This window comes from Pseudomonas fluorescens group sp., assembly GCF_020093335.1.
GTDB lineage: Bacteria > Pseudomonadota > Gammaproteobacteria > Pseudomonadales > Pseudomonadaceae > Aquipseudomonas > Aquipseudomonas petroselini.
On record NZ_JAIOKW010000019.1, the window covers coordinates 1 to 20,011 of the forward strand.

Consider the following 20,011-nt stretch of genomic DNA (forward strand, 5'->3'; position numbering starts at 1 on the left):
GAAACTTGAGCTACCGCTAGGGAGCAATTTGGTTGAGCAGCAGCTTTTGCTGGAGCATTTCAAACATGAGTTCAATTACGTACGCCCTCATGAAGCGCTTGGTATGAAACGTCCGGGAGATGTGTATATGCCGTCTACCCGACTTTATCCAGGATGCTTACCCGATGTGGAGTATCCGGCAGAAATGCGGGTTCGAAGTGTCAGGCAGGATGGATCGATCAAGTGGAATGGCAAGTTGGTATTTGTCAGCGAGGCATTATCCGGGGAAAGGATAGGGCTCAAAGAAGCTGAGGATGATGTCTGGGATTTGTACCTGTGTGATTATCCCTTGGGGAGGCTTGGACGAGGTATGACCCGCGTCCAAGCCTCAAATGTGTAAACGATGTCCCCGGTTTCAGATGTAAACGATGTCTACGGTTCTACACCCCTCCCACATTTATTCCCCAGCGCCTACATAAATTGCTGTACATCCATACAGATAACAGTTGCTCAAATCCCTCAGACTAAGCATCCTGCAAGGCATCAACCCCATCTGATGTGATGACCATGCGGCTGTACCTCTGTGAAAAACCCTCCCAGGCCAAGGATATTGCGGCCGTGCTCGGCGCCAGCCGCCGGGGCGACGGTTGCTGGCTGGGCAATGGGATCACAGTCACCTGGTGCATCGGCCACCTGTTGGAAACCGCCCCGCCCGATGCGTACGATGCCAAGTACAAACGCTGGGTGCTGGCCGACCTGCCCATCGTCCCGGAAAAATGGAAGATGCTGGTCAAACCCAAGACCGCCAGCCAATTCAAGGTGGTCAAGCGACTGCTGGGCGAAGCGCAGGAATTGGTGATCGCCACCGACGCCGACCGTGAAGGCGAGATGATCGCGCGCGAGTTGGTGGAGCATTGCCGCTATCGCGGGCCGATCCAGCGGCTGTGGCTGTCGGCGCTCGACGATGCCTCGATTCGCAAGGCCCTGGCGGCCCTCAAACCCGGCGCCGAGACCTTCAGCCTGTATCACTCGGCCCTGGGCCGCTCCCGCGCCGACTGGTTGATCGGCATGAACATGAGCCGCCTGTTCACGCTGCTCGGGCGCCAGTCCGGTTACCAGGGCGTATTGCCCGTAGGTCGGGTGCAAACGCCGACCCTGCGCCTGGTGGTGGACCGCGACCGCAGCATTGCGGATTTCGTGCCGGTGGCTTACTGGGCCATCGATGTCGACCTGCACCACGAGCGCATGACCTTCACCGCCCAATGGCGCGCGGCCGAGGAGGCCTGTGATGACCAGGGCCGCTGCCTCAACCCGCAACTGGCGCGTGACGCCGCCGATGCCATGGCCAATGCCGCCACGGCGCGACTGGTGAAGCTACGCACCGAACGCATGCGTGAGGTCGCGCCCCTGCCCTTCGACCTCGGCACCCTGCAGGAAATCTGCTCCAAGAAACTCGGCCTCGGCGCTCAGGAAACCCTGGATATTGCCCAGTCGCTGTATGAAACCCACAAAGTCATCACCTACCCCCGCAGCGATTGCGGCTACCTGCCGGTCAGTCAGCACAGCGAAGCGCCGAAAATTCTGGCTGCGCTGGGACGCGCTGATGCAGCGGTAAACGCATTGATGCCGCATATCGATCCCCAGCGTCGCTCGCGGGCGTGGAACGACGCCAAGGTCAGCGCCCACCACGGCATCATCCCGACCGGTGCCGGCAAGGAGGTTGGGCAACTGACCGGTAAGCATCGTGCGGTGTACACATTGATTCGCGCGCGCTACCTGGCGCAGTTCCTGCCCAACCATGAATACGATCGCACCCAAGCGGATTTCGACTGTGCGGGCCAAGCATTGCGTGCGGTGGGCAAAGTGGTGATCGAGCCGGGTTGGAAACGCGCCCTGCCCGAAGCACTCACACCGGCTAAGGGCCGTGAAGCGCCTGTGCCGCAGGCATTGCCGACATTGGTGCAGGGCCAGGATTACGCGGTGGCCAAGGTCAACCTCAAGGACCTCTGGACCCAACCACCCAAGCCCTTCACCGAAGGCGACCTGATCAAGGCGATGAAAAACGTCGCCAAGCTGGTGGAAGACCCGCTGCTCAAGCAAAAGCTCAAGGACACCACCGGCATCGGCACCGAAGCCACCCGCGCCGGGATTATCCAAGGGTTGCTCGACCGAGGTTACCTGGTGAAGAACGGCAAGGCGCTGTCGGCGACACCGGCGGCGTTCAGCCTGATCGACGCGGTGCCCCGCGCCATCGCCGACCCTGGCACTACCGCGATCTGGGAGCAGGCGCTGGACATGGTACAAAGCGGCGAAATGAGCCTGGAAGAATTCGTCGCCAAACAGGCGGCCTGGATGAGCAAGCAGGTGGCGCGCTGCAATGGCATGCGCATGACCATCACCGGCCCGGCCAGCCCGGCAGGTCGAGGCGCTACGCCGTGGAAAAACAAACGCAAGAGCGCGCCACGCAAGACGACAGCCAGCCCCAAGCGGGCAAAAAAGCCGACAAATGCTGGGTGAATACTGAAAAAAACCGGCGAATGACGCTTTTCGACGGGTTTAACGCCGCTTTGGACCTTGCCTCGGCGTGGGCCGTCTAGGATTCTGTAAGGGGACCCTGACTAACTAACAACAACACCGGAGTGGCCGCCATGAAAACCGTTGCACAAGTGCTCAAAAGCAAGGACCAGAAAAACCAGGAGGTCCATACCATCAAACACGACCACACCGTGTTTGAAGCACTGGTCCGGATGTCGGAGAAAAACGTCGGGGCCTTGCCGGTCATCAAGGAAGGCGTGGTGGTAGGGATCATCAGCGAACGTGATTACGCACGTAAACTCATCCTCAAAGGCCTGTCGTCGGTCACCACTCGGGTCGATGAAGTCATGAGTTCTCCGGTGATCACCGTCGACTCCCATAAAAAGGTCGATGAGTGCATGAACATCATGACCGACAGTCACCTGCGTCACCTGCCGGTGGTCGAAGACGGCAAACTGTTGGGCCTGCTGTCCATCGGCGACTTGGTCAAAGAAGCCATCGCCGACCAGGCTGACCTGATCAAACAGCTGGAGCAGTACATCCGCGGCGAATAGGGGACCCCATGCTCGACACGCTGGAACATCAAGAGGACCACCTCGACACCCTGCACCGGGCCATGGCCGAACGGCGTTTTCTGGTGTTGACCGGTGCGGGGATCAGCACGTCGTCGGGCATTCCCGATTACCGCGACAGCGAAGGCGTGAGCCGAGGCCGGGCACCGATGATGTACCAGGAGTTCCTCGCCACCCCGCAGGCACGTCGCCGTTATTGGGCACGGGCGATGCTGGGGTGGCCAAGGGTACGCATTGCGCAACCGAACCAGGCACACCTGGCGTTGGCAACCTTGCAGCAGCGCGAGCGCATCAGCGGGCTGATCACACAAAACGTCGACACCCTGCATGATCAGGCCGGCAGCCACGATGTGATCGAACTGCACGGCAGCCTGCATTGGGTGCTGTGCCTGGACTGCCAACAGCGCAGCGAGCGCGGTGTGATCCAGCGGCAGATGGAAATCGACAATCCCTATCTGGCGCAAGTCCATGCCGTGCAGGCCCCGGATGGCGACACCTTGCTCGACCCAGCCTTTGAAGAACACTTCCACGTCCCCCACTGTCCCCATTGCAATGGCGAGCGCTTGAAGCCGGATGTGGTGTTTTTTGGTGAGAACGTCGCGCCGGCGACAGCGGCCAGGGCGATGGCTGCGGTAGGACATGCCGAGGGGTTACTGGTGGTAGGGTCATCGCTCATGGCCTATTCGGCGTTTCGCTTGTGCAAAGCGATGGTCGAACACGGCAAGCCCGTGATTGCCATCAACCTGGGCAAGACCCGGGGGGATGAACTGCTGCAGGTGAAAATCGAGGCATCGTGCGAGCGGTTGTTGCCGTTGTTGGTCGATCGACTCGGCTAGCACAACCACATTGAACGGTGTTGAGTTTGCCCTCTCAGTCTCGCGACCCACCGCACAAAAAATGACGCTCAAGTCACGTTTTCCCGCATTCTCCCGTCCCCACAGCAATTTATGTAGTGAGCAAAAATAATCACTACATAACCGTTGACGTAACGATTTTGTCCTTGCATTATCGAGACGTCTCCCGGATCGGGAGCGTTGGCAACCAGCGTTTTGAACAAGCTCGTCTGACCGCCGAGCTGTTTTTTCCGGATGTGCACTGCCCACAAGGCGGATTGATGAAGCTGACCGGCCCAAAGGGCTCGGTACAAGGCGCTCAAATGCGGCTTGTCTTCGTTATGAAAGCATTGCGTAGCAGCTCATCAGCAAGACTACATGCATCAGGTTCAAGACCCTGCCCGTATTCGGCAGACCGTTGCTGACGCCCGGTTTTCGCAACCGGAGACAACTAAAGAAGTTTTAACGAACCAACTGATAGATCGCCAACTGGTCAAGGGGCTTACACATGAATCTGAACAACCAACCAACTATCGATGAATTGGCTGAGATGTTCGCAGCGCAGAAAGACACACTCGACGACCATATCCTGTGGATTGGCAAATCGGGCGAAGTGCAACTTGACTGCCTGGAGCCCAATACCGAAGAGGCCGAGTTCGACCGCAATCACCGCGAACTGGCAGCGCGCCTGAAGGTTTACCGTCGCGGCCAGGGTTATGTTGGTAAGAAAGCGGCAGCCGATCGTAATTTTATCGAGCAAGTCTTCCACACACTTAACACCGAATGGCAGAACCTCAAGGGCCAATCGCACGTTAAGGTAATTGATAGATACTGCTGATAAGAAACTAATTAACACATTAAGTCCGCCCGGTAAGCCGAGCGGACTTTTTTATTGCCATCGTTATTCTGTTATCAACAACAGCCGGCGCCTGCAGTGATCAGAGCGGAAACCGGCCTTTCGCGGCCTCATCCTGAAAAATATCAAACAACGCCTGCGCCGCCGCTGACAGCTCATGCCCCGGCTTGGTCAATACCCCAATCGGTCGCTCGATCACCGGGTCGGTCAAAGTGATGCAATGAGCACCCGCCTCTTCCATCTGCCGTGCGCACAACGCGGGTACCGCGCTGACGCCAAGCCCGCTGGCAACCATCTTGCCCACCGTCGCCAATTGATGGCTTTCCAGTGCGACCGGCAGCTTCATCTTTAGAGCGCCCAAGTGTTCTTCCAGCATCACCCGTACCGTGGACGGCCGTTGCAAGGTGATGAACGGCTGCTCCAGCAAGGTCTTCCAATCGATTTCGGCACACCCCGCCAACGGCGAATCACCGGGCACCACAGCGATGAAGCGGTCCAGGTACAACGGCGTGAACGCCAGCGACGACCCTTCTGACGGCTCGAACGCCACGCCCAACTCCACCTGGCGGTCACGCACCATCTCCAGCACCTGCTCGTTGATCAAGTCATGCACCGTCACGTTCACCTGCGGGTAACGTGCGCGGAATATCTTCAGGATCGGCGGTAACAAGTTGCCCGCAAACGACGGCATCGCCGCGACCGTGACTCGCCCACGCTGCAGCGTGAACCGTTGGCGCAGCTCATCCTCGGCGTTGTCCCAATCGGCAATCAGCCGGCGTGCCAGCGGAAGCAGGGATTCGCCTTCGGGTGTCAGCGCTACATTGCGCGTATTGCGGCTGAACAGGCGCCCACCCAGGCCTTCTTCAAGGCCCTTGATGGTCAGGCTCAGCGCCGACTGGGAAAGGTGCAGGCGCTCGCAGGCGGCAGCAAAACTCAGGCTCTGGGCCACGGCGAGAAACGCGCGCATCTGTTTGACGGTCATGAGGTTGCTCCGGGCGGCGGGTCGACTATGCTGTTTTCTAAATCAATCAACCTTAAAAAACAACTTAACAAATCAATCCGTCGGAGCAACACTCGGTTCATTGGCTGGCCCACACACAAGAAAAAGAGGTGCATATGGCAGGTTTCGATAAACGCGTGGCGTCCTATGAAGAAGCGCTGGCAGGCCTGGAAGACGGCATGACCGTGCTCTCCGGTGGTTTTGGCCTGTGCGGCATTCCGGAAAACCTCATCGCCGAGATCAAGCGCAAAGGCACCCGCGACCTGACCGTGGTGTCCAACAACTGCGGCGTCGACGGTTTTGGCCTGGGCGTGCTGCTGGAAGAAAAGCAGATCAGCAAGGTGATCGCCTCCTACGTCGGCGAAAACGCACTGTTCGAGAAGCAATTGCTCAGCGGCGAAATCGAAGTGGTGCTGACCCCCCAAGGCACCCTGGCCGAGAAAATGCGCGCAGGCGGTGCCGGCATTCCCGCTTTCTTCACCGCTACCGGCGTAGGCACCCCGGTCGCCGAAGGCAAGGAAACCCGCGAATTCAACGGCCGCCCGTACCTGATGGAAGAATCCATCACCGGTGACTTCGCCATCGTCAAAGGCTGGAAAGCCGACCACTTCGGCAATGTCATCTATCGCCACACCGCTCAGAACTTCAACCCGCTGGCCGCCACCGCCGGCAAGATCACCGTGGTCGAAGTCGAAGAAATCGTCGAACCGGGCGAGCTGGACCCGGCGCAGATCCACACCCCTGGCATCTACGTCGACCGGATCATCTGCGGCACGTTCGAGAAGCGCATCGAACAGCGCACCGTGCGCAAATAATCCGCCCCCAGCCCGAACAATAAGGACTCATAAAATGGCTCTTACCCGCGAACAAATGGCTCAACGCGTCGCCCGCGAAATGCAGGACGGTTTCTACGTGAACCTGGGCATCGGCATTCCGACCCTGGTCGCCAACTACATCCCCGAAGGCATGGAAGTCATGCTGCAATCGGAAAACGGCCTGCTCGGCATGGGACCGTTCCCGACTGAAGAAACCATTGATGCCGACATGATCAATGCCGGCAAACAGACCGTGACCGCGCGCATCGGTGCGTCGATTTTCTCCTCGGCCGAGTCCTTTGCAATGATCCGTGGCGGCCACGTCGATCTCACCGTGCTCGGTGCGTTTGAAGTCGACGTACACGGCAACATCGCCTCGTGGATGATCCCCGGCAAGCTAGTCAAAGGCATGGGCGGCGCCATGGACCTGGTGGCCGGTGCAGAAAACATCATCGTGATCATGACCCACGCCTCCAAGGACGGTGAATCCAAGCTGCTCAGGCAATGCAGCCTGCCGCTGACCGGTGCGAACTGCATCAAGCGTGTGCTGACCGACCTGGCGTACCTGGAAATCGAAAATGGCGCTTTTGTCCTCAAGGAACGCGCACCTGGCGTCAGCGTTGAAGAGATTGTGAGCAAGACCGCCGGTAAACTGATCGTCCCGGACCACGTTCCAGAAATGCACTTCCAGTGAGGACAGATCCCATGCAAGACGTCGTGATTGTTGCTGCCACCCGCACCGCCGTGGGCAGCTTCCAGGGTTCGCTGGCGACTATCCCGGCACCCGAACTGGGCGCCGCCGTGATCCGTCGCTTGTTGGAACAGACCGGCCTGGACCCGGCCGAAGTGGATGAAGTAATCCTCGGCCAGGTGCTCACCGCCGGCAGCGGCCAGAACCCGGCGCGCCAGGCTTCGATCCTTGCCGGCCTGCCCCACGCCGTGCCCAGCCTGACCTTGAACAAAGTCTGCGGCTCCGGCCTCAAGGCCCTGCACCTGGGCGCCCAGGCCATTCGTTGCGGTGACGCCGACGTAATCATCGCCGGCGGCATGGAAAACATGAGCCTGGCCCCCTACGTACTGCCCGCCGCGCGCACCGGGTTGCGCATGGGCCACGCCAAGATGATCGACAGCATGATCACCGACGGCCTGTGGGATGCGTTCAACGATTACCACATGGGCATCACCGCCGAGAACCTGGTCGACAAATACGGCATCAGCCGAGAAGCCCAGGACGCGTTCGCCGCGGCTTCCCAGCAAAAAGCCGTCGCCGCCATTGAAGCCGGGCGGTTTGCCGACGAAATCACACCGATCCTGATTCCCCAGCGCAAAGGCGACCCAGTGGCCTTCGCCGTGGATGAACAGCCGCGCGCCGGCACCACCGCCGAGTCCCTGGCCAAGCTGAAACCGGCCTTCAAGAAAGACGGCAGTGTCACCGCCGGCAATGCCTCCAGCCTCAACGATGGCGCCGCTGCGGTGCTGCTGATGAGTGCCGACAAGGCCAAGGCCCTCGGCCTGCCGGTACTCGCGCGCATCGCCAGCTACGCCAATGCCGGCGTCGACCCAGCCATCATGGGCATCGGTCCGGTTTCGGCCACTCGCCGTTGCTTGGACAAAGCCGGTTGGAGCCTGGGCGACCTGGACCTGATCGAGGCCAACGAAGCCTTCGCCGCCCAATCCCTGGCCGTGGGCAAAGAGCTGGAATGGGACACCGACAAGGTCAACGTCAACGGTGGCGCCATCGCCATCGGCCATCCGATCGGCGCCTCAGGCTGCCGCGTACTGGTGACCCTGCTGCATGAAATGATCAAACGCGATGCCAAGAAAGGCCTGGCGACCCTGTGCATCGGTGGCGGCCAAGGCGTGGCCCTGGCCCTAGAACGCAGCTGATTCAAGGAGCATGTGGCGAGGGAGCTTGCTCCCGCTGGGCTGCGCAGCAGCCCCCTGCACTAAAGAGCAACACGGAAAAGGCCTGGTTCCACGAAAACCAGGCCTTTTCTTCATGTGGTATTCCTGAAAAAACGCAGTCCATCTATGGGAGCGGGCGACTGCGTGGCACGACAAACACCGCACTCGCCCGCGCCACTCACTTCTGCCCCACGATGCTTTGCGTTAATCCGCCAGACCCGCTTTAATCGCCGTCAAATCCCCCCTGATCCCAAGGAACAGCAATGCGCCACCTGGACGGCAAACCAAAACCCTACCTGTTGCTCCTGCTGGCAGCGTTGGCCGTTGCAGGCTGTTCGCCCAAGGACCACTCCCGCGCCACGGTGATCAACGGCGAACAGGGCCGGGCCGGGGCACAACTGGCCTACGAGCACGAGCTGAGCCTGGCCCTGCCCGGCGCCCTGCTCGCCCCTCGTATGCAGGCCACCCGCGAGGCCTGCGAAACGGCACGCTTCGGTGCCTGCAATATCCTCGGCATCACCGAAGACAGCAGCGGCGGCCAGATCATTCTGCGCATTGCGCCGACCGGTGTGGAGCCGATCGTTGCGATGGCCGCAGAAGGCGGCAAACTCGGCCAGCGCATAACCACCGCCGAGGACCTGGCCGATGCCGTCGCCGACGTACGCCGCCGCCAGGACCGCCTGCAAGCCCAACAACAACGCCTGGATGAGTTGGCCAAACGCAAGGACATCACCGTCAGTGACCTGATCGTCTTGAGCAAGGAACAGGCCGCTATCGAAAACGAACTCCAGGAGCTGGCCCAGGTTGCCGCCGGCCAGCAACGTCGTCTCGACACCAACCGTGTGACGCTGAATTTCCGCTCCTCTGACGGCGCCAATCAGCAGTCACGCTTCAGCCGCATGTTCAGCAACCTGGGCGACAACCTGGTGGAAGGCACAGCCGACGCCCTGGAACGGTCAAGCTATGTGTTGCCGTTCGTGATCCTGGCGTTTCCGGTCGTGTGGTTGTGGGTGTGGTTGTGGCGACGCTTTGTGGTGAGGAGCCGTCCTGGGGTGAACGGGCTTGCCCCGCGCTGGGGTGCGAAGCAGGCGCAGAGTGAGCCGCCGAGTGATGCCTGATAGACCGCATCGTACTTGATGGGGGGCGCTACGCACCCCAGCGCGGGGCAAGCCCGCTCACCACAGGAAGCCAGCTCACCACAGCAAGCCTGCTTACCACAGGAGCCCGCTCACCACACAGTTGATCAGCGTTTCATGCAACGCTGATACCGCTCATCCACGCGCTTGGCGAACCATGCGGTGGTGAGGTTGCGGGTGATCTTGGGGCTCTTGAGCACGATGCCCGGCAGGATCGCCCGTGGCATCGGTTTGCCCGCGGCCTTGTCAGCCAGGGCAAACACGCGCTTGTAGAGCGTGGTGTCCTCGAAATCCAGTTGCTCACCCTGCTCCAGTTGGCTGCGGATGCTGGGGTTGCGCATATCCAGCTTTGCGCCCAATGAGCGCACCGCCAGTTCGGTGGTGCCGGGGAGCAATGAACCATAGCGAATCAAATCCCCATCCAGCGCCAACTCGGTACCCGAGGCACGGCTGACGGCGGACTGGAATGCGGCGTTGCGACTGGCGTACCAACCGGCATTGAAGTCGGCAAAACGGTACAGCGGCTGGTCATAGTTCACCGGGTAACCGAGCAAGTGCGCGATGCCGAAGTACAGGCCACCACGGCGGGTGAAAACTTCGCGGCGAATAGTGCCGTCCACCGTGTAGGGATAACCGCGTGCCTGTTTCTGCGCGAAGTCGATACTCACCTGCATCGGGCCTGCGGTGTGCACCGGGTTGAAACCGCCAAACAGTGTATTACCCAGGGGCACCATGCTGATGAAGTCATCGAAGATGCCACTCAGGTCCTTCTCCGTGCGCGCCGCGTTCAGGCGGTCGGCGTAAGTCTTGCCGGTGGGCGAACTCAGTTGCAGCGCACTGCGCACGACAAACGCCGGCACGTGGATTTTTCCGGCACGCCGCAGGATTTCATCCTGGGCTATCTTGCCCATGTTCGGCACGGGCGGGTCGACTTGGTACGTAGATTCCTGCTCGCTCACCGCCAGCACGGCGCAGATATTTTCCGTGCTGGGATAGATTTTCTGGGTGTCGAAGGCGGTGTAGATGTCTTGGGCCCAACCATTGCGATCGGACACCTTGGCCGGCAGCAAGCGCACGATCTGCGCCTTCACCTCGGCCTCGCTACGCTCCGGCTGTTGCGGGTTGCGCGTGGTGGAGCAACCGGCCAGTACCAGTAGCGAACAGAGTAAAAGGGGAAGACGAGACGAAGACATTCAAAGCTTCCTGAGGCGGCGGAATTGAAATACTACCCCACAAACGACGCAGGCAAATGTGGGAGCAAGCCCCCTCCCACATTTGAGTATGCGGTGGCTTTAGATCCCCGCCAACGCCAGGTCCATCGCGAAGTAGGTGAAGATCAAGTCCGCGCCCGCGCGCTTGATCGAGCCCAAGGTCTCACGCACCACACGGTCCTCATCAATCGCACCGGCCTGGGCGCCGAACTTGATCATCGCGTACTCGCCGCTCACCTGATACGCCGCCACCGGCAGGCGCGAGGCTTCGCGGATGTCGCGGATGATGTCGAGGTAGGCACCGGCCGGCTTGACCATCAGCGCATCCGCGCCTTCCTGCTCGTCGAGCAGCGATTCGCGCACGGCTTCGCGGCGGTTCATCGGGTTCATCTGGTAGCTTTTGCGGTCGCCCTTGAGCGCACTGCCGCCGGCTTCGCGGAACGGGCCGTAGAGGGCCGAGGCGAATTTGGTGGAATACGCCATGATGGGGATATGGGTGAAGCCCGCGTCATCCAGGGCACGGCGAATCGCCTGGACCTGGCCGTCCATCGCCGCCGACGGGGCGATGACGTCGGCACCGGCACGCGCAGCGGCCACGGCTTGCTTGCCGAGGTTGACCAAGGTCGCATCGTTGTCGACATGGGCGCCGTGCATCACGCCACAGTGGCCGTGATCGGTGTATTCGCAGAAGCAGGTATCCGACATCACGATCATTTCCGGCACGGCATCCTTGATGATCGAAGACATGCGCGAAACCAGGCCGCGCTCTTTCCAGGTGTCGCTGCCGCTGGCATCCAGGTGGTGGGACACGCCAAAGGTCATCACCGACTTGATGCCGGCACGCGCGTAGCGCTCGATCTCACCGGCCAGTTTCTTCTCAGGAATACGCAGCACGCCCGGCATACTGGTGATGGGCACGAAGTCGTCGATGTCTTCTTCGACGAAAATCGGCAGCACCAGGTCGTTGAGGGTGAACTCGCTTTCCTGGAACAAACCACGCAGCTCCGGAGAGCGGCGCAGGCGGCGTGGACGGGCTTGGGGGAACTGGCTGGTCATGGATATCCTGAAAAAGTGGCAGAAAACTTTAGGGCGAAAGCTTATGCCCCAGGCCCCGGCAGCACAAACGCCAAGGGGCCAACAGTGTATTGCGTGTGCCGTAACAATTTATTGATCTAGAGCCGTACATGCCCTTCGATGCACACCGCCACCGCGCCACCGACCCAGATTTCATCGCCCTGGCGCTCAACGTGAATCCGCCCCGCCCGTCCTATGGCCGTGCCCTGGCTGACCACATAGCGCTCGGGCGCCAGGCCCTCGCTGAGCAACCATTGGGCCAGCCCGGCGTTCAAGCTGCCAGTGGCCGGGTCTTCCTGCGCGCCATCGCCTGCGATAAAGGCACGCACTTCGAACTGCGCGTCCACATCGTCGCGAGCGGGGTCACACGGCGCAATCACGCCCACCGCCAAACCGAGCAGTTGCGAGTAATCCGGTTGCAGGTCCAGCACCTGGTTTCGATCGGCCAACATCACCGCCAGCCAGCCCGCGCCATTATCGACCCATTGGCTGCGCACAATGGCGTCGGGCGCCACGTGCAACGCCTGACGCACGCGCTCTATCACGGCGGCCTCGACCGGCCCGGAACGCAATAATGGCGGTGCGATAAACGCCAGTTCATCGCCCTGGCGACGGATACGCACCAGGCCGATTTCGCACTCCTGGATGATCTCCTCGCCGCGTGGAATACCGCCTGCCTGCAGCCACGCGTGGCAACTGCCGAGCGTCGGGTGCCCGGCGAAGGGCAGTTCCTGCAGGGTGGTGAAAATTCGCACCCGATAGTCAGCCCTGGGGTCGCGGGGGGTCAGCAGGAACGTGGTTTCGCTGAGGTTGGTCCAGTTGGCAAAATCCGCCATCTGCCGGTCGGACAGGCTGTCGGCATCGAACACCACCGCCAGCGGGTTGCCTTTGAGCGACACGCGGCTGAATACGTCCAGCTGTTTGAAATCGAAAGTCTGCATGTTTCAACTCGGAATATTAAGGCCACGGATCACGGCTGGCCGCGCTACAAAACCGTCCAGCGCGCGCAGTACATTGGGGAAGTCGGCAATGCCCACCAGGTCGCCGGATTCATAGAAGCCGATCAGGTTGCGAACCCACGGAAAGGTGGCGATATCGGCGATGCTGTAGGCGTCGCCCATGATCCAGGTGCGGCCCAGCAGGCGTTTTTCCAGGACGTCCAGCAGGCGCCGGGACTCAGCGGCGTAGCGGTCGCGAGGGCGCTTGTCTTCGTAGGCCTTGCCGGCAAATTTGTTGAAGAACCCCAGTTGGCCGAACATCGGGCCGATACCGCCCATCTGGAACATCAGCCACTGGATGGTTTCATAGCGGGTGGCCGGGTCTTCGGAAAGCAGTTGGCTGGTTTTCTCTGCCAGGTAGATCAGGATCGCACCGGACTCGAACAGCGCCAGCGGCTGGCCGCTGGGGCCATTGGGGTCAATGATGGCGGGGATTTTGTTGTTGGGGTTCAGGGAAAGGAACTCGGGAGACAACTGGTCCTGCGTCTCGAAGCTGACTTTATGCGCCTCATAGGGCAGGCCCAGTTCTTCGAGCATGATCGACACTTTCACCCCGTTGGGCGTGGGCAGCGAGTACAGCTGCAAACGCTCGGGATGTTGAGCCGGCCATTTGCTGTTGATCGGGAAAGCGGCAAGCGGGTTCATTGTGAAATCCCTGGGCAGAAAGCCCCATCATAATCATCCGCACGGTGTCCTGCATGGGTCATCAATGCGCAACATCGGCTGGCTATTATCCCTCGCAGGCGAACCAATACGCCTATGGGCACTCTCAAGTGCGCTCGTCCGGTGAATGGAGGCACCTCGCTACATCGACAGGGAACACCGCAGGACGCTGGATGCGTACTGGGCCGGGCTTGTCCGCCTTAATTCGATGCACTGAAGACTCGACACTCATGACAATCAAGCCTCTGTGCCTTGCGCTGCGCCTGAAACGATATTCATACATTATGTTACCGCTGCTGCTGGCAGGCGGCGCTGTTGGCCTCACCCTGGAATCGCGCATCAGCAGCGCCGAACCGGTGGATGGGGTACAAACCCTGGTTTTCCTGCGCCACGGCGAAAAACCCGCCGGTGGCCTGGGCCAACTCAATTGCCAGGGCCTCAACCGTGCGATGAACCTGGCCACGGTGCTCCCGGAAAAATTCGGCAAAGCCAATTTCGTCTTTGCGGCCAACCCGACACGGAATGTCGAGGAAGGCGAGCTAGACAATTCCTACAGCTATATTCGCCCCCTGATGACCATCAGCCCCAGCGCCATCAAGTTGGGCCTGCCGGTGAACATCAAGTTTTCCGCGAATGACACCAGTGCCCTCGCCGATGAACTGGTTGAGGACAAATACCACAACTCCATCATCTACACCGCCTGGTCCCACGGTTACCTGCCGGAGTTGATCAACAAGGTGGCCAGTGAAGCGTCGGGGGAAAAACACACCATCACCCACGACTGGTCCGGCAGCGACTACGACACGCTGTATGTGTTGACGCTGACGTGGCACAACGGCAAGGCCTCGCTGCTGAGCCGCAACTACAAGCAAGGCTTGAACAACGGCGATCAGAGCTGCCCGGACCCTACGCAGGTCAGCGCGGAATCCTGACGGCAAAGGGCCGGCTGGGCTTCTGGGAGCTTAGGTATACGGGTATGGCGCTTGACCTGTGGCGAGGGAGCTCGCTCCCGCTGGCGGCCTGACCGACGACCGCCATCTAACGGTTAGACCGCGATCCAAATGTGGGAGGGGGCTTGCCCCCGATAGCGGTGTGTCAGTCAATTCATCAGGTGACTGATTCAGCACCATCGGGGCATAGGTATCTACACCACTCTAGGTACGGCGCTGGACCTGTGGCGAGGGAGCTTGCTCCCGCTGGCGGCCTGGCAGCTCACCTGGATGTTGGATCAGACCAGGTACATATCCGTTATGTAGGTAACGGCCACTATGGGTTCCGCTTTTACAGCGGCTCACTTTTGAAAAGCGCAAAAGTAAGCAAAACGCGCTTGCCCCAACACTCGGCACCTCGCTCACGCTCGGTGTGCCCGTAATCCGACAGGGATTTGGGGGGCCGCCTGAGATCAAAAGCTAGATCAAGATCACGATCAAGAGCGGCTCGCTTCACATCGTGGTTAGCGTAGCGAGCCGTCTGTTTCTGCTGTTACTGCCGGGCGGCGAGCAAGCGTTTGTGGCGGTTGCGGCGGGCGATGTTCAAGCATTCGATCGCTGCGGAGAACGCCATGGCCGCGTACACGTAGCCTTTAGGCACATGGGCACCGAAGCCTTCGGCGATCAGGGTCATGCCGATCATGATCAGGAAGCCCAGGGCAAGCATCACGACGGTCGGGTTGTCGTTGATGAACTTGGCCAACGGCTCAGCCGCCACCAGCATCACGATCACCGAGGTCACTACGGCAATGATCATGATCGGCAGGTGCTCGGTCATGCCCACGGCGGTGATGATGCTGTCGATGGAGAACACCAGGTCGAGCAGCAGGATCTGCCCGATGGCGGCGGCGAAGCCGATGGCGACCGTATTGCCGACGCTGGCTTTCTCTTCGGGCTCCGGGTCCATGCTGTGATGGATCTCGGTGGTCGCCTTCCACACCAGGAACAAACCACCGGCGATCAGGATCATGTCTTTCCACGAGAAGCCCTGGCCGAACACTTCGAACACCGGCGTGGTCAGTTGCACGATGAACGCGATGGTGCTCAACAGGCCCAGGCGCAATATCAACGCCATGCTGATACCAATACGGCGCGCCTTGGCCCGATGCTTCTCCGGCAATTTATTGGTGAGGATCGAGATAAAGATCAGGTTATCGATGCCCAGCACGATTTCCATGACGATCAAGGTGGCCAGGGCAATCCAGGCAGTGGGGCTGGCAGCCAGTTGTAAAAGGTAATCCATAGGTCAGTCCTGACGTTGTACGGGGAAGTTAGGCTTCTTTGCTGTTCGATTCAGACTCGTTTTCTTCCTGATCATCCTTTTTTTGTGGCGTGATCAGGCCGTTTGTCGCTTCACTCAACGCCTGCTCGGCGGCCTTGTGGGTGTCATCGATCGCTTGCTTGGCCGACTCGGTGGCTTTGCCCAGCACCTGCTGCGCACTTTTCTCGACCTGATCGCAACCGCTGATCACCACCAATGAAAGCGCAAGCAGCGCTGCCGTGCCCAGGGAATTGAGTTTCATGATGTCTTCCTCGTTAGAACCATTGGGTCCAAATAGTGGCCCCGCGATAGCGAGGCATTCTATGCAGGTGAACAGTTCAGGAAAATTCGTATTTTTCTCGCGTATACTTCGGTTTTTACGAAGTGATGGCCGCCATGCTCAATTACCGACAACTGCACTACTTTTGGGTGGTGGCCAAGACCGGCAGCATCGTGCGCGCCTGTGAGCAACTCAACCTCACGCCCCAGACGATCAGCGGGCAGATCAGCCTGCTCGAGCAGACCTTTGGTATCGCGCTGTTTCAGCGGGTCGGGCGCCAGCTTGAACTGACCGAAGCCGGGCGCCGGGCCCTGCCCTATGCCGAGCAGATGTTCCAGACCGGCAACGAACTGGAGGCCCTGCTGCGTGCACAACCCGATGAGCAGCAGATCCTGTTCCGTGTCGGCGTGGCGGACGTGGTGCCCAAGTCCATCGTCTACCGGCTGATCGCGCCGACCATGGAATTGAGTGAGCCGATCCGTATCACCTGCCGCGAGGACAAACTCGAACGCCTGCTGGCCGACCTGGCGATCCAGCGCCTGGACCTGGTGATTTCCGACAGCCCCATGCCCACCCACCTCGACATCAAAGGCTATAGCCAGAAGTTAGGCGAATGTGGCATCAGTTTTTTCGCCACCCAGGCGCTGGCTGACGCATACGGTGGTGATTTCCCACAGTGCCTGCACGGCGCACCGCTGTTGATTCCGGGTGCGGAAACCGTCGTGCGCAGCCGTTTGCAGCGTTGGTTTGCCGAGCAGCAGATTCAACCGAAGATCATCGGCGAGTTCGATGACAGCGCGTTGATGCAGGCATTCGGTCAATCCGGCAGTGGGATCTTTATCGCCCCCAGCGTGATTGCCGATGAAGTGGTGCGCCAGTACGGCGTGGCGCTGATTGGCCAGACCGTGGCCGTGACCGAGTCGTTCTACGCGATCTCGGTGGAGCGCAAGGTCAAGCACCCTGGCATCGTGGCGATTACCGAGGGCGCTCGACGGGAGCTGTTTACCACCCTGCCCTGAGCATAATGTGGGCGTGCTGCGGTGAGTGGGGCTTGTCCCCCGACGGGTTCACCGCCGACCCAAGGGCTGCTTCGCGGCCCAGCGCCGGGCAAGCCTGCTCACCACAACAAGCCCGCGCCCACATGAGTCAGGCACAGGTCGACATCGATTTCGCGGTCATCAGCCACAATGCGAGCAGGATCGACACCAGGATAAACCCCGACGCGGCAAAGCCCAGGCTGCCCAGGCCGAGGGTGTCGATCACATGGCCACCGACCATCGCGCCCAGGCCGATCCCCAGGTTGGCCCCGGCGATATTCAGCGACGCGGCAAACGCCGGCGCGTGGGGCGCGGCCTTCATCAAGCGCACATGGCTGACCAGGAACATCGCCGCCTGGGTCACGCCCCACACGGCCATCGCCGCCGCCAGGCCGACGGTGGAGTGAATCGCCGGCACCAGCGCGACCATGCCGGCGATCATAAAGCCGCAGAACACCATGGACGCAATCAACGGATGGCGGTCCACCGCGCGCCCGCCCAAGGAATTGCCGATCAAGCCGACTGCACCAAAGCCCATCAAGCACCAGCCCACCAACGTGCCGTCGAAACCGGCCAGGCGTTCAAGGATGTCGGCCAGGTAGGTGTACGCCGTGAACATGCCACTGAACACCAGGATCGACAGCAGGATATGACCCTGCATCAACGGATTGCGCAGGATCTTGAACTGCGAGCGCAACGTCACTTGATCGTTCTTGGGTTGGGTCACCGGCAGGTAGATAAACAGCAGCAAGGCCTTGGCCACCGCCACGATCGCAAGGATGGCAAACGCGCTGCGCCAGCCGAACATATCGGAAATCAGCGTGCCCACCGGAATGCCGAACACCGTGGCGCAGACGATGCCGAAACCGATCTTTTCGATGGCGCGCCCGGCGTATTCAGGGCCGACGATGTCCACTGCGGTTTCACTGGCCAAGGCCCAGAACACCGGTAAGCCCAACGCCGGAATCAACCGCGCCAGCGCCATCACCCAGATATTCGGTGCCAGCGCCGCCACCGTATTGGCCACGCCAAACATGATCAGGATGCTGATAAACAGCCGCTTGCGTGGGAAGCGCGCGCAGTACGCCGTGAGAAACGGACCAAAGGCCGCCACGGTAAACGCGAACAACGTCACCAGCAGCCCGGCCTGGGACACACTGACGTTCAAGTCACGGGCGATGGACGGCAGCAGGCCGACGATGACGAATTCTGTGGTCAGCACGGTAAAGCCGGCGGCCGACAGCAGCAGGATGGGAAACAACATGAAAACTCCAGAAACGACGACATCAACGACAGCCCTGAGGGCTCGCTGAAGGATAGGAAAAATGAGAGGACGCAATCTTAACAGGATTTTGCGAGAGCTTGGGCTCCTGGGTGACGCGATGCCGCACCACCAAGGACTTTTCCTACAGCATGCTAGACTTCGCGATCCGCGTCCTACAGCCCTTTCTGCCTGTGCCGCTGTGCCTCCAAAAACTAGAGACAAGTGTTTATGACTGCTGCCCCTTCCCTCCTGCATCGACTCGCGCGCGTCAGCCTGGTCACGCAAATCGTCATTGGCTTGATCGCCGGCATCCTGTTGGCCTTGCTGTTGCCCGAGGCCGCCAAGGCCACCGGATTTATCGGCAAGGTCTTCGTCGCGGCGCTCAAGGCCGTGGCACCGATCCTGGTATTTGTGCTGGTGATGGCGTCGATCGCCAACCATAAGCACGGCCAGGAAACCCATATCAAGCCGATCCTGTTCCTGTACTTGCTGGGCACCTTCGCCGCGGCCGTGGTCGCGGTGATCGCGAGTATGTGGTTTCCCTCTTCGTTGGTGCTGGCGACCCATGACGCGACCGTCAGCGCGCCGGGCGGCATTGGTGAAGTGCTGCAAAGCCTGCTGCTGAGCGTGGTGGACAACCCGGTCAGCGCGCTGATGAATGCCAACTTTATCGGCATCCTAGCCTGGGCCATCGGTATGGGGGTTGCCATTCGCCATGCGGGCGAAACCACCCGCACGGTGCTCGACGACCTGTCCAACGGCGTCACGCTGATCGTGCGCGTGGTGATCCGCTTTGCGCCGCTGGGCATTTTCGGCCTGGTGGCATCGACCCTGGCCACCTCCGGTTTCGGCGCCCTGCTCGGCTACGCCCACCTGCTGCTGGTGCTGATCGGCTGCATGCTGTTCGTGGCACTGGTGATCAACCCGGCCATCGTATTCTGGAAGCTGCGCCGCAACCCCTACCCACTGGTGCTGATGTGCCTGCGCGAAAGCGGGATCACCGCGTTCTTCACCCGCAGTTCGGCGGCGAACATCCCGGTCAACCTGGCGTTGAGCAAACGCCTGGGCTTGCATGAAGACACCTACTCGGTATCGATCCCGCTCGGCGCCACCATCAACATGGCCGGTGCCGCGATCACCATCACCGTGCTGACCCTGGCGGCCGTGCACACCTTGGGCATTGCCGTCGACCTGCCGACTGCCGTGCTGCTCAGCGTGGTCGCGGCCATCTGCGCCTGCGGCGCTTCCGGCGTGGCTGGCGGTTCGCTGCTACTGATTCCGCTGGCGTGCAGCCTGTTTGGCATCCCCAGTGAGATTGCCATGCAGGTGGTGGCTGTCGGTTTCATCATCGGCGTGCTGCAGGATTCGGCGGAAACCGCGCTCAATTCGTCGACTGACGTGTTGTTCACCGCGGCTGCTTGCCTGGGCAAGGAAGAACAGCCGGTTTAAAACAGCCAGCGTAAAAAAAGCCCGGCCCTGTTCAATGAAGAACGGCGCCGGGCTTTTTTTGTAGTGGATCATGGAGCTTTCCGTACCATGTGCCGGCTCGCAACCACGACAAACATTATGTAACACTGCCACCACATGCCTCGGTCGATAAGGA

19 protein-coding genes and 1 pseudogene are annotated in these 20,011 nt (G+C 60.5%); 12 read left to right on the plus strand and 8 right to left on the minus strand.

The window, feature by feature from the left end:
* From K7431_RS19210 to K7431_RS19230, 5 genes and pseudogenes are all read left to right on the plus strand, one after another.
* Positions 1 to 379 (plus strand): annotated as a pseudogene (locus K7431_RS19210) (IS481 family transposase); the annotation flags it as partial.
* 167 nt (positions 380 to 546) lie between these two features.
* Complete coding sequence (locus K7431_RS19215) at positions 547 to 2,496, plus strand: DNA topoisomerase III (protein ID WP_012723395.1); 1,950 nt, start codon at positions 547 to 549, stop codon at positions 2,494 to 2,496.
* 131 nt (positions 2,497 to 2,627) lie between these two features.
* Positions 2,628 to 3,068: a CBS domain-containing protein gene (locus K7431_RS19220; RefSeq protein ID WP_012723394.1), complete on the plus strand. Its 441-nt coding sequence runs from the start codon at positions 2,628 to 2,630 to the stop codon at positions 3,066 to 3,068.
* 8 nt (positions 3,069 to 3,076) lie between these two features.
* Positions 3,077 to 3,922: an NAD-dependent protein deacetylase gene (locus K7431_RS19225; protein ID WP_012723393.1), complete on the plus strand. Its 846-nt coding sequence runs from the start codon at positions 3,077 to 3,079 to the stop codon at positions 3,920 to 3,922.
* A 505-nt stretch (positions 3,923 to 4,427) separates the two neighbouring features.
* Positions 4,428 to 4,757 (plus strand): hypothetical protein, encoded by a 330-nt coding sequence (locus K7431_RS19230; protein ID WP_012723392.1) that lies wholly within the window; start codon positions 4,428 to 4,430, stop codon positions 4,755 to 4,757.
* Positions 4,758 to 4,857: 100 nt separating this feature from the next.
* Here the strand turns inward: K7431_RS19230 and K7431_RS19235 are convergent, their stop codons facing one another.
* Positions 4,858 to 5,757, minus strand: coding sequence for a LysR family transcriptional regulator (locus K7431_RS19235; protein WP_012723391.1), 900 nt, complete (start codon positions 5,755 to 5,757; stop codon positions 4,858 to 4,860).
* Positions 5,758 to 5,891: 134 nt separating this feature from the next.
* Between K7431_RS19235 and K7431_RS19240 the strand changes: the two genes are divergently transcribed.
* The 4 genes from K7431_RS19240 to K7431_RS19255 all read left to right on the plus strand — a co-directional run bounded on the left by K7431_RS19240 (position 5,892) and on the right by K7431_RS19255 (position 9,613).
* Complete coding sequence (locus tag K7431_RS19240; protein ID WP_010211319.1) at positions 5,892 to 6,590, plus strand: CoA transferase subunit A; 699 nt, start codon at positions 5,892 to 5,894, stop codon at positions 6,588 to 6,590.
* Between the two features lie 34 nt (positions 6,591 to 6,624).
* The gene (locus K7431_RS19245; RefSeq protein ID WP_012723390.1) at positions 6,625 to 7,284 is read left to right on the plus strand and encodes a CoA transferase subunit B; all 660 of its coding nucleotides are present in this window, start codon (positions 6,625 to 6,627) and stop codon (positions 7,282 to 7,284) included.
* An 11-nt stretch (positions 7,285 to 7,295) separates the two neighbouring features.
* Entirely contained in the window at positions 7,296 to 8,477 is a 1,182-nt protein-coding gene (locus K7431_RS19250) for an acetyl-CoA C-acetyltransferase (RefSeq protein WP_012723389.1), read from the plus strand.
* Positions 8,478 to 8,758: 281 nt separating this feature from the next.
* A complete protein-coding gene (locus K7431_RS19255) occupies positions 8,759 to 9,613 on the plus strand; it encodes a DUF4349 domain-containing protein (protein ID WP_012723388.1) in 855 nt (284 codons plus the stop codon).
* Positions 9,614 to 9,738: 125 nt separating this feature from the next.
* On the opposite strand, the gene K7431_RS19260 is transcribed toward K7431_RS19255, so the two are convergent.
* The 4 genes from K7431_RS19260 to K7431_RS19275 all read right to left on the minus strand — a co-directional run bounded on the left by K7431_RS19260 (position 9,739) and on the right by K7431_RS19275 (position 13,559).
* Complete coding sequence (locus tag K7431_RS19260; RefSeq protein WP_012723387.1) at positions 9,739 to 10,824, minus strand: DUF1615 domain-containing protein; 1,086 nt, start codon at positions 10,822 to 10,824, stop codon at positions 9,739 to 9,741.
* A gap of 99 nt (positions 10,825 to 10,923) precedes the next feature.
* Positions 10,924 to 11,898, minus strand: coding sequence for a porphobilinogen synthase (gene hemB, locus K7431_RS19265; RefSeq protein WP_012723386.1), 975 nt, complete (start codon positions 11,896 to 11,898; stop codon positions 10,924 to 10,926).
* 116 nt (positions 11,899 to 12,014) lie between these two features.
* Positions 12,015 to 12,857, minus strand: a complete 843-nt coding sequence (locus tag K7431_RS19270; protein WP_012723385.1) for a PhzF family phenazine biosynthesis protein — start codon at positions 12,855 to 12,857, stop codon at positions 12,015 to 12,017.
* Positions 12,858 to 12,860: 3 nt separating this feature from the next.
* Complete coding sequence (locus K7431_RS19275; RefSeq protein ID WP_012723384.1) at positions 12,861 to 13,559, minus strand: glutathione S-transferase N-terminal domain-containing protein; 699 nt, start codon at positions 13,557 to 13,559, stop codon at positions 12,861 to 12,863.
* A 248-nt stretch (positions 13,560 to 13,807) separates the two neighbouring features.
* On the opposite strand from K7431_RS19275, the gene K7431_RS19280 reads away from it, so the two are divergent.
* Complete coding sequence (locus K7431_RS19280; RefSeq protein ID WP_043205131.1) at positions 13,808 to 14,509, plus strand: hypothetical protein; 702 nt, start codon at positions 13,808 to 13,810, stop codon at positions 14,507 to 14,509.
* A gap of 550 nt (positions 14,510 to 15,059) precedes the next feature.
* Here K7431_RS19280 and K7431_RS19285 read toward each other — a convergent pair.
* Positions 15,060 to 15,809, minus strand: coding sequence for a TerC family protein (locus K7431_RS19285; protein WP_012723382.1), 750 nt, complete (start codon positions 15,807 to 15,809; stop codon positions 15,060 to 15,062).
* 28 nt (positions 15,810 to 15,837) lie between these two features.
* A complete protein-coding gene (locus K7431_RS19290) occupies positions 15,838 to 16,089 on the minus strand; it encodes a hypothetical protein (RefSeq protein ID WP_012723381.1) in 252 nt (83 codons plus the stop codon).
* 134 nt (positions 16,090 to 16,223) lie between these two features.
* Between K7431_RS19290 and nhaR the strand changes: the two genes are divergently transcribed.
* A complete protein-coding gene (gene nhaR, locus K7431_RS19295) occupies positions 16,224 to 17,126 on the plus strand; it encodes a transcriptional activator NhaR (protein ID WP_012723380.1) in 903 nt (300 codons plus the stop codon).
* A 127-nt stretch (positions 17,127 to 17,253) separates the two neighbouring features.
* Here the strand turns inward: nhaR and K7431_RS19300 are convergent, their stop codons facing one another.
* On the minus strand, positions 17,254 to 18,408 hold the full coding sequence (locus K7431_RS19300; protein ID WP_012723379.1) for an MFS transporter: 1,155 nt from the start codon (positions 18,406 to 18,408) through the stop codon (positions 17,254 to 17,256).
* Positions 18,409 to 18,636: 228 nt separating this feature from the next.
* Here K7431_RS19300 and sstT point away from each other — a divergent pair, with 228 nt between their 5' ends.
* On the plus strand, positions 18,637 to 19,857 hold the full coding sequence (gene sstT / locus K7431_RS19305; protein ID WP_012723378.1) for a serine/threonine transporter SstT: 1,221 nt from the start codon (positions 18,637 to 18,639) through the stop codon (positions 19,855 to 19,857).
* Positions 19,858 to 20,011: the final 154 nt, after the last annotated feature.